Here is a 14467-nt window from a genome sequence, read left to right as displayed (position 1 = left end):
CGAACATGAGCAACGACAACAACACGCCCAACAACCCGCACGAGAAGGTCGAGAAGAACATCGGCCTGATGGCGGTACTGATCGCGGTGGTGGTCGCCATGGGCGGCCTGGTCGAGATCGTGCCGCTGATGCACCAGGCCGAGGCGATCGAGCCGCTGCCCGGGGTCGAGCCCTACCCGCCGCTGGAGCTGGCCGGCCGCGACGTCTACGTGCGCGAAGGCTGCTACAACTGCCACTCGCAGATGGTCCGCACCCTGCGCTTCGAGACCGAGCGCTACGGCCACTACTCGCTGGCCGGCGAGTCGGTCTACGACCGCCCGCACCAGTGGGGTTCCAAGCGCACCGGCCCCGACCTGGCGCGCGTGGGCGGCCGCTACTCGGACGACTGGCACCGGGTGCACCTGATCAACCCGCGCGACGTGGTGCCCGAGTCCAACATGCCGTCCTACCCCTGGCTGGACCGCAACATGGTCAACCCGGAGAAGGTCGCAAGCCGCGTGCGCACCCTGCAGCGCCTGGGCGACCCCTACAGCGACGAGCAGGTGGCCGGAGCCGCCGAAGAGGTGCGCGGCAAGACCGAACTGGACGCCGTCGTGGCCTACCTGCAGGGCCTTGGCCGCAATGCACCCAGGGGGCAGTGAGATGGTGTCCGGAATCGTGACCGTGGTGTTGCTGGTGCTGTTCGTGGGCGGCTGGATCTGGGCCTGGAGCCCGCGGCGCAAACACAGCTTCGACGAGGCGGCCCGGCTGCCGCTGGAAGATGATCAGGAGAACGTGCGATGAGCCAGGGCTGGTCCCTGTTCGTGATCGTGCTGGTGGTGGCACACATCATCGGCTACGCGTGGCTGCTGTGGTGGACGGCGCGCCGGCGCCCGGGCGATCCCGCGCCCACCGATACCAGCCACGTCTGGGACGGTGACATCACCGAGTACAACAAGCCGCTGCCCAAGTGGTGGATCAACCTGTTCTACCTGACCATCATCTTCGCCATCGGCTACCTGGCCTGGTATCCGGGCATGGGCAACCTGCCCGGCCTGGGCGGCTGGACGTCCGCCGGCGAGCACGACGAGCAGCGGGCGAAGAACGACGCCGTGCTGGAGGAAACCTTCGCGGTGCACGCCGGCCAGCCGATCCCGGTACTGGCGCGCAACGACGAGGCGCTGGAGCTGGGCCGCTCGATCTTCGCCAACACCTGCGCCACCTGCCATGGCTCGACCGCGCAGGGTGCCGTGGGCTACCCCAACCTCACCGACGGCATCTGGAACTGGGGCGGCGAGCCCGAGGACATCCTGACCACCATCCTGGACGGCCGCGAAGGCATCATGCCGGGCTGGGAGTCGGTGCTGGTGGGCATGGGCGGCGACCAGGCGATGACCCAGATCGTGGCCTACACCCGCTCGCTGTCGCAGCCCGACGCGCCGCGCGACTACTTCGCCACCCGCGGCGAGAGCCTGTTCGAAGGGCTCTGCGTGGCCTGCCACAACGAGGGCGGCGTGGGCAACCAGATGCTGGGCGCGCCGGACCTGACCACCGGCAGCTGGCTGTACGGCGGCGGTACCGATGCGCTGCACAGGACCATCGCCGAGGGCCGGCACGGCGTCATGCCGCCGCATCGCGACCTGCTGGGTGAAACCCGCGCGCGGCTGGTGGCGGCCTACGTCTGGTCGCTGTCCAATCCGCCGGAAGGCACCGCCCCGCCGGCGGCGGGGAGCGGGCAGCGGTGACCCCGCTGCCCCCATCGGCGCCGGAGCATCCGCCCCGGCCGATGGCGCAAAGGCTCGGCGCGATCCTGTGGCCGAGCTTTTTTGCTGCCGGCGTGGCGACGATGGTGCTGTTCGCGCACGTCGACCCGCTTGAGCTGCGCGACATGACGTTCCCGGGCCTGGCGATCAGCCGGACCATGGGCTACACGATCGGCTTCTTCATGTTCTGGCTGGCTACGGCGTCCTCCAGCCTGTTCACGTGGTGGCTGCTGCGCCCCGCCAGCCGCTTCAACCGGACGCTGACCGGCGACTGAGAGAATGTCTGGTCGTATTCCAATCAAGATGCTCGACGAAGGCGGGCAAGACAGCTTCTACGTCAGCGAAGGCAAGATCTATCCGCGCGAAGTGAGCGGGCGGCTGGACAACCTGCGCAAGCTGGCGGTGTTCTGGCTGCTGGGCATGTTCTACGTGTTCCCGTGGCTGCGCTGGGACGGCCGCCAGGCGGTGCTGTTCGACCTGCCCGCGCGCCAGTTCCACGTGTTCGGCCTGACCTTCTGGCCGCAGGACTTCGTGTTCCTGGCCCTGCTGCTGATCATCGCGGCGATGGCGCTGTTCTTCTTCACCGCGCTGGCCGGGCGCCTGTTCTGCGGCTACGCCTGTCCGCAGACGGTGTGGACCGAGGTGTTCCTGTGGATCGAGCAGTGGACCGAGGGCACGCGCAACCAGCGCATGAAGCTCGATGCCGGCCCGTGGACGCGGGAGAAGGTGCTGCGCAAGGGCGCCAAGCACTTCCTGTGGCTGGTGCTGGCGCTGTGGACCGGCTTCACCTTCGTCGGCTTCTTCACCCCCATCGGCGACCTGGGCATGCGCCTGCCGCGGCTCGAGTGGGGCGGCTGGGAAACCTTCTGGGTGCTGTTCTACGCCCTGGCCACCTGGGGCAACGCCGGCTTCCTGCGCGAGCAGGTGTGCAAGTACATGTGCCCCTACGCGCGCTTCCAGAGCGCGATGTTCGACCGCAACACCCTGCTGATCGCCTACGACCCGATGCGCGGCGAGCCGCGCGGCCCGCGCAAGCGCGGCCTGGGCAGCGTGCTTGAGCGCGGCCGCGGGCTGCTGGACAAGATCACCGCCTACGACTTCGTGTTCCGCGCCGCCCAGCATCCGACCGCGGCCGACAACCGCGCCCACGCGCGCGGCACCATCACCTTCGACGGCGAGACGGAGCCGGCCGAGCCGCTGCCGAAGTTCGAACCCGACGCGCTGGGCGACTGCATCGACTGCACCATCTGCGTCCAGGTCTGCCCCACCGGCATCGACATCCGCAACGGCCTGCAGTACGAGTGCATCGCCTGCGGCGCCTGCATCGACGCCTGTGACGAGGTCATGGACAAGATGGGCTTCGAGCGCGGCCTGATCCGCTACACCACCCAGAACGCCATCGACGGCAAGCCCAGCCGGGTCATGCGCCCGCGGATCATGATCTACGGCACCATCCTGCTGGCCCTGGTGCTGGCCTGGGGCTGGGGCGTGGGCAGCCGCAGCCCGCTGATCGCCGAGGTGCTGCGCGACCGCAACGCCCTGTACCGCGAGACCCCGACGGGCGTTGAAAATGGCTACACGCTGAAGCTGATCAACAAGAGCGACGCACCGGCGGAGTACAATATCGCCATTGAAAGCGGGCTCGAAGGCCTCCAGCTGGGAGCCGACGGCACCGTTTCCCTGGACGCGCAGCAGGTGCTGTCGCTGCCACTGACCATTGCCGCTCCGGCCAGCGTCACCGGCCGCCACGAAATCGTGTTCGTGGTCGAGTCGCCCGATGGCCAGGTCCGCCAGGAAGTCGACAGCAGCTTCTTTGGTCCCATGCAATGACTGAAAAACTCCCCATCTGGCGCAACCCGGTCCTGATCCTGGTGTTCGTGCTGCCCGCCATCTCCATCATCGCCGGCGTCGGCCTGCTGGTGATGGCGCTGCGTACCGGCGGCGACGACCCGGTGCTGGACGAGGTCCGGCGCACCGCCCGCGGCGCCCAGGTCACCGACCTGAGCGCCGACCAGGCCGCGCTGGACGGGCGCTTCGCGGCGGTGGTGCGGGTGGACGCGGAGAACGGCGCGGTGGAGGTGTTTCCGGTGAGCGGCCGCTTCACCCGCAACGCCCCGCTGCGGCTGGTGCTCAGCCACCCCGTGCACTCCTCCGAGGACATGACGCTGCAGCTGTCGCCCAGCGACAACGGCTGGCGCACCGAGGCGGCGATCGACACCGGCCACGACTGGAACCTGCGCCTGTCCCCCGGCGACGGCGAATGGCGCCTGCAGGGGCGCCTGGAGAGCGGCGAGCTCGCGGCCCGGGTGCAACCGGCACTGCAGGACGCCGGCGACGCGCCATGAGCGCGGCCGCGCCGGGCGCCACCCTGCACGCGGACGCCGCGCAGCAGGCGCGGCCCGGCTGCCACCACTGCGCTGAATCCCTGCCCGCCAACCCGGCGCTGCGCACCATCGGCGGCGATACCCGCGAGTTCTGCTGCGAGGGCTGCGCCGCCGCCGCCGAGTGGATCCAGGACGCGCGCCTGGGCGACTACTACCGCCTGCGCACGGCGCCCGCGAGCCGGATCGACCAGGACGCCCTGGACGAAGACCTGTCGCTGTGGGATCGCGAGGAAGTGCAGGCCGAACACGCGCGCAACGTGCCCGGCGGACGCGAGATCACCCTGCTCACCGACGGCATGCGCTGCGCCGCCTGCGCCTGGCTGATCGACCGCGCGCTCTCGCGCGAGGAAGGCGTGGTGGAAACCGGGGCCAACGCCGTCACCGGCCGCATCCGCCTGACCTGGGATCCATCGCGCACCTCGCTGTCGGCGCCGCTGCGGCGGCTGGCCGCGCTGGGCTACCGGCCCTACCTGGCCACCGGCGAGGCGCGCGAGCGCGAGCGCCGGCGCCAGCGCAACCGCGACCTGCTGCGGATCGGCATCGCCGGCATCGGCGCCATGCAGGCCATGATGATGGCCGAGGCGCTGTACCTGGACATCCATTTCACGATGCCCATCCCGACGCGGGATTTCTTCCGCTGGCTGACCTTCCTGCTGTCCACGCCGGTGGTGTTCTACGCCGGCTGGCCGTTCCTGCTCGGCGCCTGGCGCGAGCTCTCGCACCGCCGGCTGGGCATGGACACGCTGATCGCCAGCGCCACCCTGCTGGCCTGGGGTGCGAGCGTGCTGGAGACCGTGCGCGGCGGCGTGCACGTGTGGTACGACGCGGCGGTGATGTTCGTGTTCCTGCTGCTGGTGGCGCGGATGCTGGAACAGCGCGCGCGCGCCACCGCCAGCGCCCAGGTCGACGCCCTGGCCCGCGCCCGGCCGGCCTTCGCCGTGCGCGAAGGCCCCGATGGCGAACGCGAGACGGTGCCGGTGGCGGCACTGTCGCCCGGTGACACCGCCTGCGTGGCGGTTGGCGGCGTGGTGCCCGCCGACGGCACCCTGCTCGATTCCTCCAGCTTCGAGGAAGCGCTGCTGACCGGCGAGTGGACTCCGGTGGCGCGCCAGGCCGGCGAGCGCGTCTATGCCGGCACGCTGTGCCGCGAGCGCCCGGCGCGGCTGCGGGTGGACGAGACCGGCGCGGCCACCAGGCTGTCGCAGCTGACCGCGCTGGTGGAGAAGGCGCAGGCGCAGCGGCCGAAGCTGGCCGAAGTCGGCGAACGCATCGCCCACCATTTCGTCTCATGGCTGCTGGTGATCGCCGCGCTGGTGTACGTGGGCTGGCGCATGTACGACCCCTCGCGCGCGCTCGAAGTCACCCTGGCGCTGCTGGTGATCAGCTGCCCCTGCGCGCTGGCCCTGGCCGCGCCGGCCGCCCTGGCCGCCACGCACGGCACCCTGGCCCGGCTGGGCGTGCTGGCGCTGGGCGAATCCGCGCTCGAGCGCCTGGCCGCGGTGACCGACGTGGTGTTCGACAAGACCGGCACCCTCAGCGACGGCCACCCGGTGCTGTCGGAGGTGACCGCGCTGGGCGGCCACGAACGCGACCGCGTGCTGGCGATCGCCGCGGCGCTGGAAAGCGACAGCGGCCATCCGCTGGCGCGCGCGTTCGCCGGCATCCAGCCCGCCGTGGCGGCGACGGACGTGCGGGCGGTGCCCGGACAGGGCATCGAAGGCAACGTCGACGGCGTGCACTGGCGCCTGGGCCGGGCCGGCTTCGCTGCAGGGCGGGAGGACGACGACGCGATCTGGCTCGGCGACGGCAGCCATGCGGCCGCCCGTTTCCGGGTCCAGGAATCCGCCCGTCCCGACGCCGCGCAGGCCGTGGCCCTGCTCGGCCAAATGGGCATCCGCGTACACCTGTCCAGCGGTGATGCGGACGTGCCGGTGAACGCCTTCGCCCGGCGCCTGGGGATCGAGCACGCGCACGCGCGCCAGAGCCCCGAGGACAAGCTGGCCTACGCACGCGCGCTGCAGGCCGATGGACGCGTGGTGGCGATGGTCGGGGACGGGCTCAACGATGCGCCCGTGCTCGCCGGCGCCGACGTCTCGCTGGCGCTGGCCGCCGGCGCGCCGCTGGCCCAGCAGTCGGCCGACCTGGTGCTCACCGGCAGCTCGCTGCTGCGGGTGCCGCAGGCCATCTCCACCGCGGGCCGGACCCGCCGCATCGTGCGCCAGAACCTGGCCTGGGCCGGCGGCTACAACATCATCGCCCTGCCGGTGGCCATCGCCGGCCTGGTGACCCCGTGGCTGGCGGCGCTGGGCATGGCACTCTCTTCGCTGCTGGTGGTGGGCAACGCGCTGCGCCTGACCCGCACCCCGGGCAGCCGCACCGGCAAGGCCAGCGCGGGCGACCTGTCCGCGCAACGCGTGCAGACGCGCTCAAATTCGCAGCCACGTCCACAGGCACCCGGCCCGGCATGAACATCCTCTTCGTCCTGATCCCGATCAGCCTGGTGCTGCTGCTGGTGATCATCGCCACCTTCATCTGGGCGGTGCGCCGCGGCCAGTTCGAAGACCTGGACACGCCGGCGATCGACATCCTCAGCGACGACGCACCGCCGCCCGGCCATTTCGGCGAAGTCACCCCGGCCGGGTCCGCGTCCACAGCCGACCGCGATGCCGATTGACTGGCTGACCCTGGGCGCCGCGCTGCTGGCGGGACTGATGGGCGGCGTGCACTGCGCGGCCATGTGCGGCGGCATCGCCACCGGCTTCTCGGCCATCTCCGGCCGCAGCAGCTGGCTGGCCGCGCTGGAGCCCAACCTGGGCCGCGTACTCGGTTACACCCTGGCCGGCGCCATCGTCGGTGGGCTGGGCCACGGCCTGCTCAGCGTCGCCCGCGTGGACTGGCTGGCGTGGGGCCTGCGCGCCGCGGTCGGGCTGGTGCTGATCAGCGTGGCCGTGCGCATGCTCAACCCGCGCGCCGGCCCGGGCATTCTGGCCGGGCCGGCGCAGCGGCTGTGGAGCCGCCTTCGGCCCCTGCAGCGCCACCTGCTGCCGGCCGACTCCAGCGCCAAGCGCATCGGTCTGGGCATGCTGTGGGGGTGGCTGCCATGCGGCCTGAGCACCACCCTGCTCGCCGCCGCGTGGCTGCAGGCGGACGCGCGCAACGGCGCGCTCACCATGGCCGCCTTTGGCCTGGGCACGCTGCCGCTGATGGTGCCGCTGACCTGGTCGGGCGCGCGCGTCGCCCGCTGGCTGCAGAAGCCGGGTCTGCGCCGGACCGCCGGCGTGCTGGTGCTTGCCGCGGGCGTGCTCACGCTGGCCTCTCCGTGGCTGATGCAGATCCCCGCGCTGCACGGCGCACTGACCGCGCTGGGCTGCGTGCCGCGGACAACCTGAACGCAAGCTCCACCATCCGTCCTCCGGCCCGTTCGCAGCTGATCCAGGTCAAGGCCGGCCCGGTCCGGCTGGACCATACTTCCCCCATCGAATCCAAACCTCTTTCCATTCCCCAGGAGCAATCGCATGAAACGTTATTTCGCCATCTTCGGCCTTGTCCTGCTCGGCGCCGTCGGCACCGCCCAGGCCCAGAACTGCACCATCAGCCTTGAAGGCAACGACCGCATGCAGTTCAACGAGAAGGCCGTGAGCGTGTCGGCCAGCTGCCCGTCCATCACCGTCGAGCTCAAGCACACCGGTTCGCTGCCGGTCGCCGCGATGGGCCACAACGTGGTCATCAGCGAAACCGCCGACGTCGCCGACGTCGCCCAGGCCGGCATCAAGGCCGGCGCGCCGCAGTACCTGCCCGAGGGCGATGCCCGGGTGATCGCCGCGACCGACATGATCGGCGGCGGCCAGACCACCTCCATCACCTTCCCCGGCAGCAAGCTGACCGCCGGTGGCGACTACACCTTCTTCTGCTCGTTCCCCGGCCACTCCGGGATCATGCGCGGCAAGGTTGAAGTCACCAACTGATCCACGCTCCAGCAAGCGCTCTCCCCCTGACATGCCGGCGAAAGCCGGCATGTTTTTTTTGCGTCTTCGCCCTTCCACGACTGCACGGCACACGCGCGCGCAAGGAACGGATTGCGCTGCAAAACAAGCACTTTTCGACAGCGAAAGATGTTGCGCTTGACTCCGGTCAAGGCGTCGGAAACGCGCGAGCGAGACCATACGCCCAGACAAGATTTACCTCACTGGAGCAACACCATGAAAGTGCTGAAGACCACCCTGCTCGCCGCCGCGATTGCCCTCGGAATGGGCGCCATGCCGGCCCCGGCCCAGGCCATGGACGCGATGGACCTGGTGCAGAAGAACATCGCCGAAGCTTCCGACCTGGCCCACCTGCCGCGTGAGCAGGTGCAGCTGGTGCGCCCCCCCTTCGTGCATGACCACGAACAGGTTGCCAGCACCGGACCGAAGGTCGTGCAGTTCACCATGGCGATCGAGGAGAAGGAGGTCGTCATCGACGACAAGGGCACCACCCTGCAGGCGATGACTTTCGGCGGCACCATCCCCGGCCCGATGATGGTCGTCCACCAGGGCGACTACGTGGAGCTGACGCTGGTCAACCCGGCCACCAACACCATGCCCCACAACATCGACTTCCACTCCGCCACCGGCGCCATGGGCGGCGGCGACATCACCATCATCGCCCCGGGCGAGGAAGTCACCCTGCGCTGGAAGGCGGACCGCGCCGGCACCTTCATCTACCACTGCGCCCCGGGCGGCACGATGACCCCGTGGCACATCATGGCAGGCATGCACGGCGCCATCACCGTGCTGCCGCGCGACGGCCTGAAGGACGCCAACGACAACCCGCTGCGCTACGACCAGATGTATTACATCGGCGAGACCGACTTCTACATCCCGCGCGACGAGGACGGCAACTTCAAGCGCTACGCCTCGGCCGCCGAATCGCTGCCCGAGACCCTGGACGTGATGCGCGGGCTGGTCCCCACCCACGTGGTGTTCAACGGCGCGGCCGGAGCGCTCACGGGTGACGACTCCATGCGCAGCAAGGTCGGTGAAACGGTCCTGCTCGTGCACTCCACCGCCACCCGCGACACCCGGCCCCACCTGATCGGTGGCCACGCCGACTACGTGTGGGAGCACGGCAAGTTCGCCAACGACCCCGACCGGGACTACGAGACCTGGTTCATCCGCGGCGGGTCGGCCGGTGCCGCGCTGTACACCTTCAAACAGCCGGGCCTATACGCCTACGTCAACCACAACCTGATCGAGGGCATCGAACTGGGCGCCGCCGGCCACATGCTGGTGGAAGGCGACACCTGGGACCACGACCTCATGACCCTGCCGTCGGCGCCGGGCGCGATCAAGCCCGACACCGACCAGTCCACGCTCCCCGAGCGCTGACCCACCCCGGCGCCACGAGGCTCCCCCACCGCCGCCGCCCATCCAGGGCGGCGGCTCTTTGCCTTCCCGACCGCGCTCCGCGCTTCGAAGCCGAGCCCTGCCGTGGCCGGGAGGTCTTTGCGCGCAAGTAAAGGAGGAGGCCGTAGCCGCAGGCGCAGGCCGGGGGACATGAGCGCAAAGGCCTGCCGGCCACGGCGGGGTCCCCCAGGTCGCGGCACAGAACCCCGGAGAAGCAGTCCCCCCGATTGACCAGGGTCAAGGCACCCCACCCCAGCCAGGCGTAACCTCTCCACCATGCAGATCCAGGCCAACACCCATTTCGATGCCGAGCTGCTGCGGCGCTACAACCGCCCCGGCCCACGCTACACCTCCTACCCCACCGCGCCCAGGTTCAACGACGCATTCGGGGAAACCGAGCTGCGCGACGCCGCCGCCGCCAGCAACGGCGACCCCATCCCGCGCCGGCTCTCGCTCTACGTGCACGTCCCCTTCTGCATGAGCCCCTGCTTCTACTGCGGCTGCAACCGCATCATCACCCGCGACCTCTCCCGCGGCGGCGCCTACCTCGCGCGCCTGTATCGCGAAGTCGCCATGACCGCCGAAATGTTCGACCGCGACCGCGAGGTGATCCAGCTGCATTTCGGCGGTGGCACCCCCAACTTCCTCTCCCCCGCCCAGCTTGGCGAACTGGTGGACGCCCTGCGCAGCCAGTTCCGCTTCTCCGAACACCGCGACCGCGACATCTCCATCGAGCTGGACCCGCGCTTCATCGGCCCGGAGGAAGTCGCCGAACTCGCGCAGATCGGCTTCAACCGCGCCAGCCTGGGCGTGCAGGATTTCGACCCCGCCGTGCAAGCCGCCGTCAACCGCATCCAGTCGGTGGAGGAGACTTTCGCCGTCGTGGACGCCTGCCGCGCGAACGGCTTCCGCTCCATCAACCTGGACCTGATCTACGGCCTGCCGCTGCAGACCCGGGAAGGCTTCGGCCGCACCCTGGACCGGGTGCTGGAAGCGCGCCCTGACCGGCTGGCGGTGTACAGCTACGCCCACCTGCCGCACATGTTCCGCCCGCAGAAGCAGATCGACGAAAGCCAGCTGCCGGACGCGGAGACCAAGCTCGGCCTGCTGCAGCTGGCCATCGAAAGGCTCACCCACGCCGGCTACGTCTACATCGGCATGGACCACTTCGCCCTGCCCGACGACGACCTGGCCCGGGCCCAGGAGCGCGGCGGCCTGCACCGCAACTTCATGGGCTACACCACCCACTCCGACACCGACCTGGTGGGCCTGGGCGTGAGCGCGATCAGCCATATCGGCGACACCTTCAGCCAGAATCCGCGCGACCTGCCCTCCTGGCAGATCGCCCTGGACGAAGGCCGCCTGCCGGTGTTCCGCGGGCTGCGCCTGGACGAGGACGACTGCCTGCGCGCGGACCTGATCCAGCGCCTGATGTGCCAGGGCGAAATCCCGGTGAATGCACTGGAGCGGCGCTACCTGATCAACTTCCCCGAGTACTTCGCCGACGCCCTGGACCGGCTGCACCCGCTGGTGGAGGACGGGCTGGTGCGGGTGGAGGCCGACAGGATCATCGCAACCTCGCGCGGACGGCTCCTGTTGCGTAATATTGCGATGTGCTTCGATCGATATCTCAATCAGCCGGACGCGCCGGCCACCCCCCGATTCTCACGTGCGATCTGACCTTTCAGGCGGGGCGGCGGTGAGTACCCCCTTCCCGTTCCAGGACCGGCATACCCTTGCCGACGACGGCGACGAGTTCACCTTCTGCTCCACGTGCGCCTTCTCCCAGGCGTGCCTGGCCGAGGGCATGGACAAGTCGGGGCTGCGCAACCTGCACATGCTGGTCGAGCACACCGGGCCGCTGCGTGCGGGCGAGCACGTGTTCCGCGCCGGCGATCCGTTCGAGGCGATCGCAGCGGTGCGCTCGGGCACGGTCAAGACCTACACCATCGACCGCGACGGCCGCGAACACGTGCTGGGCTTCCACTTCCCGGGCGAGGTGATCGGCCTGGACGGCATCGACGGCGACCGCTACCCCTGCAACGCGGTGGCGCTGGACACGGTGATGCTGTGCCGGTTCTCGTTCCCGAAGATCTCGGTTCTGGCGGCCCAGCTGCCCGGGCTGCAGCGGCACCTGTTCCGCCTGCTCAGCCGCAACATGGGCCGCGCCGCGCTGCTGGCCGGCGACTGGACCGCCGACCAGCGCATGGCGGCGTTCCTGATGGGCCTGTCTCGGCGGCTTGCCGCGCGCGGGTTCTCGCCGCACCGGTTCCAGCTGACCATGGCCCGCACCGACATCGGCAACTACCTGCGCCTGGCGCCGGAAACCGTGAGCCGGGTGCTGCGCCGCTTCCAGAAGGACGGCCTGCTGGCGATCGACCGGCGCGACGTCGAACTGCTGGATCCGGCCGGCCTGGAAGCGCTTGCCGAGCCGCTGATGCGCGGCTGATCCTGCGTCGGCCGCAACGGTCCACGCACATTTGATTCCCGCTTGACCCAGGTCAATCCGCCTGGGCAACACCTGCCTCAGCATGCCGCCACCATTCCGGAGAGGCGGCAAAATGGATACAACCAGGCGATTGTGGTGGGGGCTGGGCACCCTGCTGGCGGTGACGTTCGTCATCATGTTGTGGATGGGGCGCGAGATCCACCAGCAGGCACCGCCCTTGCCTGAAAAGATCGTGACCGAGAGCGGCCAGGTGGTGTACACCCGGGCCGAACTGGAAACCGGCCGCCAGGTCTGGCAGAGCTTCGGCGGCCAGCAGATCGGCTCGATCTGGGGCCACGGCGCCCTGCTTGCACCCGACTGGTCGGCCGAATGGCTGCACCTGGAGGCGCTGGCGATCCTGGAGATGCGCGCGCAGGACCAGTACGGCATGCCCTACGACGAACTCGGCGCCGATGACCAGGCCAGGCTGCAGGCCCAGATCCGGCCCGACCTGCGCGCCAACACCTACGACCCGGACACCGACACGATCGTCATCAGCGACGAGCGCGCCCGGGCAATCGACGTGGTATCGGCACACTACGACCGCGTCTTCTCCGACGACCCCGGCACCGCCCACCTGCGCGAGACCTACGCGCTGCGCGAGGACCCGATCCCGGACGCCGAACACCGGCGCCTGATGTCGGGCTTCTTCTTCTGGGCCTCCTGGGCCACGGTGACCGAGCGCCCCGGCAGCGACATCACCTACACCCACAACTTCCCGCACGATCCGATCGTGGGCAACACGCCCACGTCGAGCAGCTTCATGTGGTCGGTGTTCTCGATCCTGCTGATGATCGCCGGCATCGCCCTGCTGGTCTGGCACTACGCGGTCAACCACGGCAAGGAAGAGCCGCTGGTGCCGCCGAAGAGCGACCCCTCGCTGATGATCAGGGTCACCCCCTCGATGCGCGCGGTAGGCAAGTACTTCTGGCTGGTGATGGGCCTGTTCCTGGTGCAGATCCTGCTGGGCGCGACCACGGCCCACTACCAGGTCGAAGGCCAGGCCGCCTACGGCCTGCCGCTTGCGGAGTTCCTGCCCTATACGCTCACCCGCACCTGGCACACCCAGCTTGCGATCCTGTGGATCGCGACCGCCTGGCTGGCCACCGGCCTGTACCTGGCGCCGGCGATCTCCGGCCATGAGCCGAAGTTCCAGCGCCTGGGGGTGAACTTCCTGTTCATCAGCCTGATCCTGATCGTGGTCGGCTCGTTCGCCGGCCAGTGGATGGCGGTGATGAACAAGCTTGGCCTGGACCACAACTTCTGGTTCGGCCACCAGGGCTGGGAGTACACCGACATCGGCCGCTTCTGGCAGATCTACCTGTTCATCGGCCTGCTGCTGTGGCTGGCCCTGATGGGACGCGCGCTGTGGCCGGCGCTCAAGCGGAAGGACGAGATGTCCTCGATCGCCGGCCTGCTGTTCCTGTCGGTGGTCGCGATCGGCCTGCTGTACGCGGCCGGCCTGATGTGGCGCGAGCACTCGCACATCTCGATCATCACCTACTGGCGCTTCTGGGTCGTCCACCTGTGGGTGGAAGGATTCTTCGAGGTGTTCGCGGTCGCCGTGATCAGCTTCATCTTCGTCAAGCTGGGGCTGGTGCGCGGCAGGAGCGCGACCAACGCGGTGCTGTTCGCGACCATCATATTCATGGCCGGCGGCGTGCTGGGGATCTTCCACCACATGTACTTCTCCGGCACGACCACGGCGATCATCGCGGTGGGCGCGAGCATCTCGGCGCTGGAGGTGGTGCCGCTGGCGCTGATCGGTCTGGAGGCCTACGACACCTGGAAGAACGGCCAGGCCACGCCGTGGATGGCCCGCTACAAGTGGCCGATCATGTTCTTCCTGGCGGTCAGCTTCTGGAACCTGATCGGCGCCGGCCTGCTCGGCTTCATGATCAACACCCCCATCGCGCTGTACTTCATGCAGGGCACCAACCTGACCGCGGCCCATGGCCACACCGCGCTGTTCGGCGTGTACGGCATGCTCGGCATCGGCCTGATGCTGTACTGCCTGCGCGGACTGAAGCCCAACCTGGTCTGGCGCGAGGGGCTGATCCGCTCGGCGTTCTGGGCGTTCAACATCGGCCTGGCGCTGATGACGGTGCTGACCCTGCTGCCGCTGGGGGCGCTGCAGCTCGAGGCCAGCATGGACGTCGGCTACTGGTACGCCCGCTCGGCGGAGTTCATGGACCGCCCGATCGTGGACGTGCTGGTCTGGCTGCGCACGCCCGGCGACGTGGTGTTCGCCGCCGGCGCGGTATTGATCGCCGCCTTCGTGGCCTCGCTGTGGCTGCCCTCGCGCCGCCCGGCGGCCGTGTCCGGGGGTGCCGCCGAGGAGGCGTGACGGCCCGGCGCATGGCAACGAAAGGGGGGCGGAGCAATCCGCCCCCCTTTTTCCTTCCGCCACGCGCAGGGCGGGCGATGAGCGAAGCCCCGGGGAGGCGGGGATGTGCGCGTCGACCGGCG

At 69.5% G+C, this 14467-nt stretch carries 14 protein-coding genes; all 14 read left to right on the top strand.

The genetic code is table 11. The annotated features are described in order from the left end of the window. Window positions 1-5 precede the first annotated feature (5 nt). The 14 genes from ccoO (at window position 6) to ACOZ90_RS10170 (ending at window position 14345) form a co-directional block, all read left to right on the top strand. Complete coding sequence (gene ccoO, locus ACOZ90_RS10235) at window positions 6-641, top strand: cytochrome-c oxidase, cbb3-type subunit II (protein ID WP_422893555.1); 636 nt, start codon at window positions 6-8, stop codon at window positions 639-641. A gap of 1 nt (window position 642) precedes the next feature. After that, complete coding sequence (locus ACOZ90_RS10230) at window positions 643-783, top strand: cbb3-type cytochrome oxidase subunit 3 (protein WP_422893554.1); 141 nt, start codon at window positions 643-645, stop codon at window positions 781-783. Beyond that, window positions 780-1724, top strand: a complete 945-nt coding sequence (gene ccoP / locus ACOZ90_RS10225) for a cytochrome-c oxidase, cbb3-type subunit III (RefSeq protein ID WP_422893553.1) — start codon at window positions 780-782, stop codon at window positions 1722-1724. Before ACOZ90_RS10230 ends, ccoP begins: the two co-directional genes overlap by 4 nt. A 41-nt stretch (window positions 1725-1765) precedes the next feature. Further along, the gene (locus tag ACOZ90_RS10220) at window positions 1766-2017 is read left to right on the top strand and encodes a hypothetical protein (protein WP_422893552.1); all 252 of its coding nucleotides are present in this window, start codon (window positions 1766-1768) and stop codon (window positions 2015-2017) included. Between the two features lie 4 nt (window positions 2018-2021). Then, on the top strand, window positions 2022-3572 hold the full coding sequence (locus ACOZ90_RS10215) for a 4Fe-4S dicluster domain-containing protein (RefSeq protein WP_422893551.1): 1551 nt from the start codon (window positions 2022-2024) through the stop codon (window positions 3570-3572). Continuing rightward, window positions 3569-4087, top strand: a complete 519-nt coding sequence (locus ACOZ90_RS10210) for a FixH family protein (RefSeq protein ID WP_422893550.1) — start codon at window positions 3569-3571, stop codon at window positions 4085-4087. The genes ACOZ90_RS10215 and ACOZ90_RS10210 overlap by 4 nt, the downstream gene beginning before the upstream one ends. After that, window positions 4084-6594, top strand: coding sequence for a heavy metal translocating P-type ATPase (locus tag ACOZ90_RS10205; RefSeq protein ID WP_422893549.1), 2511 nt, complete (start codon window positions 4084-4086; stop codon window positions 6592-6594). Before ACOZ90_RS10210 ends, ACOZ90_RS10205 begins: the two co-directional genes overlap by 4 nt. After that, window positions 6591-6800 carry a cbb3-type cytochrome oxidase assembly protein CcoS gene (gene ccoS / locus ACOZ90_RS10200; RefSeq protein WP_422893548.1) on the top strand — a complete coding sequence of 70 codons (210 nt, stop codon included), beginning with the start codon at window positions 6591-6593 and terminating at the stop codon, window positions 6798-6800. Before ACOZ90_RS10205 ends, ccoS begins: the two co-directional genes overlap by 4 nt. Beyond that, window positions 6790-7515, top strand: coding sequence for a sulfite exporter TauE/SafE family protein (locus tag ACOZ90_RS10195; RefSeq protein WP_422893547.1), 726 nt, complete (start codon window positions 6790-6792; stop codon window positions 7513-7515). Before ccoS ends, ACOZ90_RS10195 begins: the two co-directional genes overlap by 11 nt. A gap of 126 nt (window positions 7516-7641) precedes the next feature. Next, window positions 7642-8091, top strand: a complete 450-nt coding sequence (gene azu, locus ACOZ90_RS10190) for an azurin (protein ID WP_422893546.1) — start codon at window positions 7642-7644, stop codon at window positions 8089-8091. Window positions 8092-8325: 234 nt separating this feature from the next. After that, window positions 8326-9492 (top strand): copper-containing nitrite reductase, encoded by a 1167-nt coding sequence (gene nirK, locus ACOZ90_RS10185; RefSeq protein ID WP_422893545.1) that lies wholly within the window; start codon window positions 8326-8328, stop codon window positions 9490-9492. A 294-nt stretch (window positions 9493-9786) separates the two neighbouring features. Beyond that, window positions 9787-11190, top strand: coding sequence for an oxygen-independent coproporphyrinogen III oxidase (gene hemN / locus ACOZ90_RS10180; RefSeq protein ID WP_422893544.1), 1404 nt, complete (start codon window positions 9787-9789; stop codon window positions 11188-11190). A gap of 19 nt (window positions 11191-11209) precedes the next feature. Next, complete coding sequence (locus ACOZ90_RS10175; RefSeq protein WP_422893543.1) at window positions 11210-11959, top strand: helix-turn-helix domain-containing protein; 750 nt, start codon at window positions 11210-11212, stop codon at window positions 11957-11959. A 112-nt stretch (window positions 11960-12071) separates the two neighbouring features. Then, a complete protein-coding gene (locus ACOZ90_RS10170; protein WP_422893542.1) occupies window positions 12072-14345 on the top strand; it encodes a nitric-oxide reductase large subunit in 2274 nt (757 codons plus the stop codon). Window positions 14346-14467: the final 122 nt, after the last annotated feature.

Source organism: Luteimonas dalianensis, assembly GCF_049339425.1.
Taxonomy (GTDB): domain Bacteria; phylum Pseudomonadota; class Gammaproteobacteria; order Xanthomonadales; family Xanthomonadaceae; genus Luteimonas; species Luteimonas dalianensis.
The sequence above is the reverse complement of the archived record's forward strand: the minus strand, read 5'-3'. Positions and strand labels throughout refer to the sequence as shown.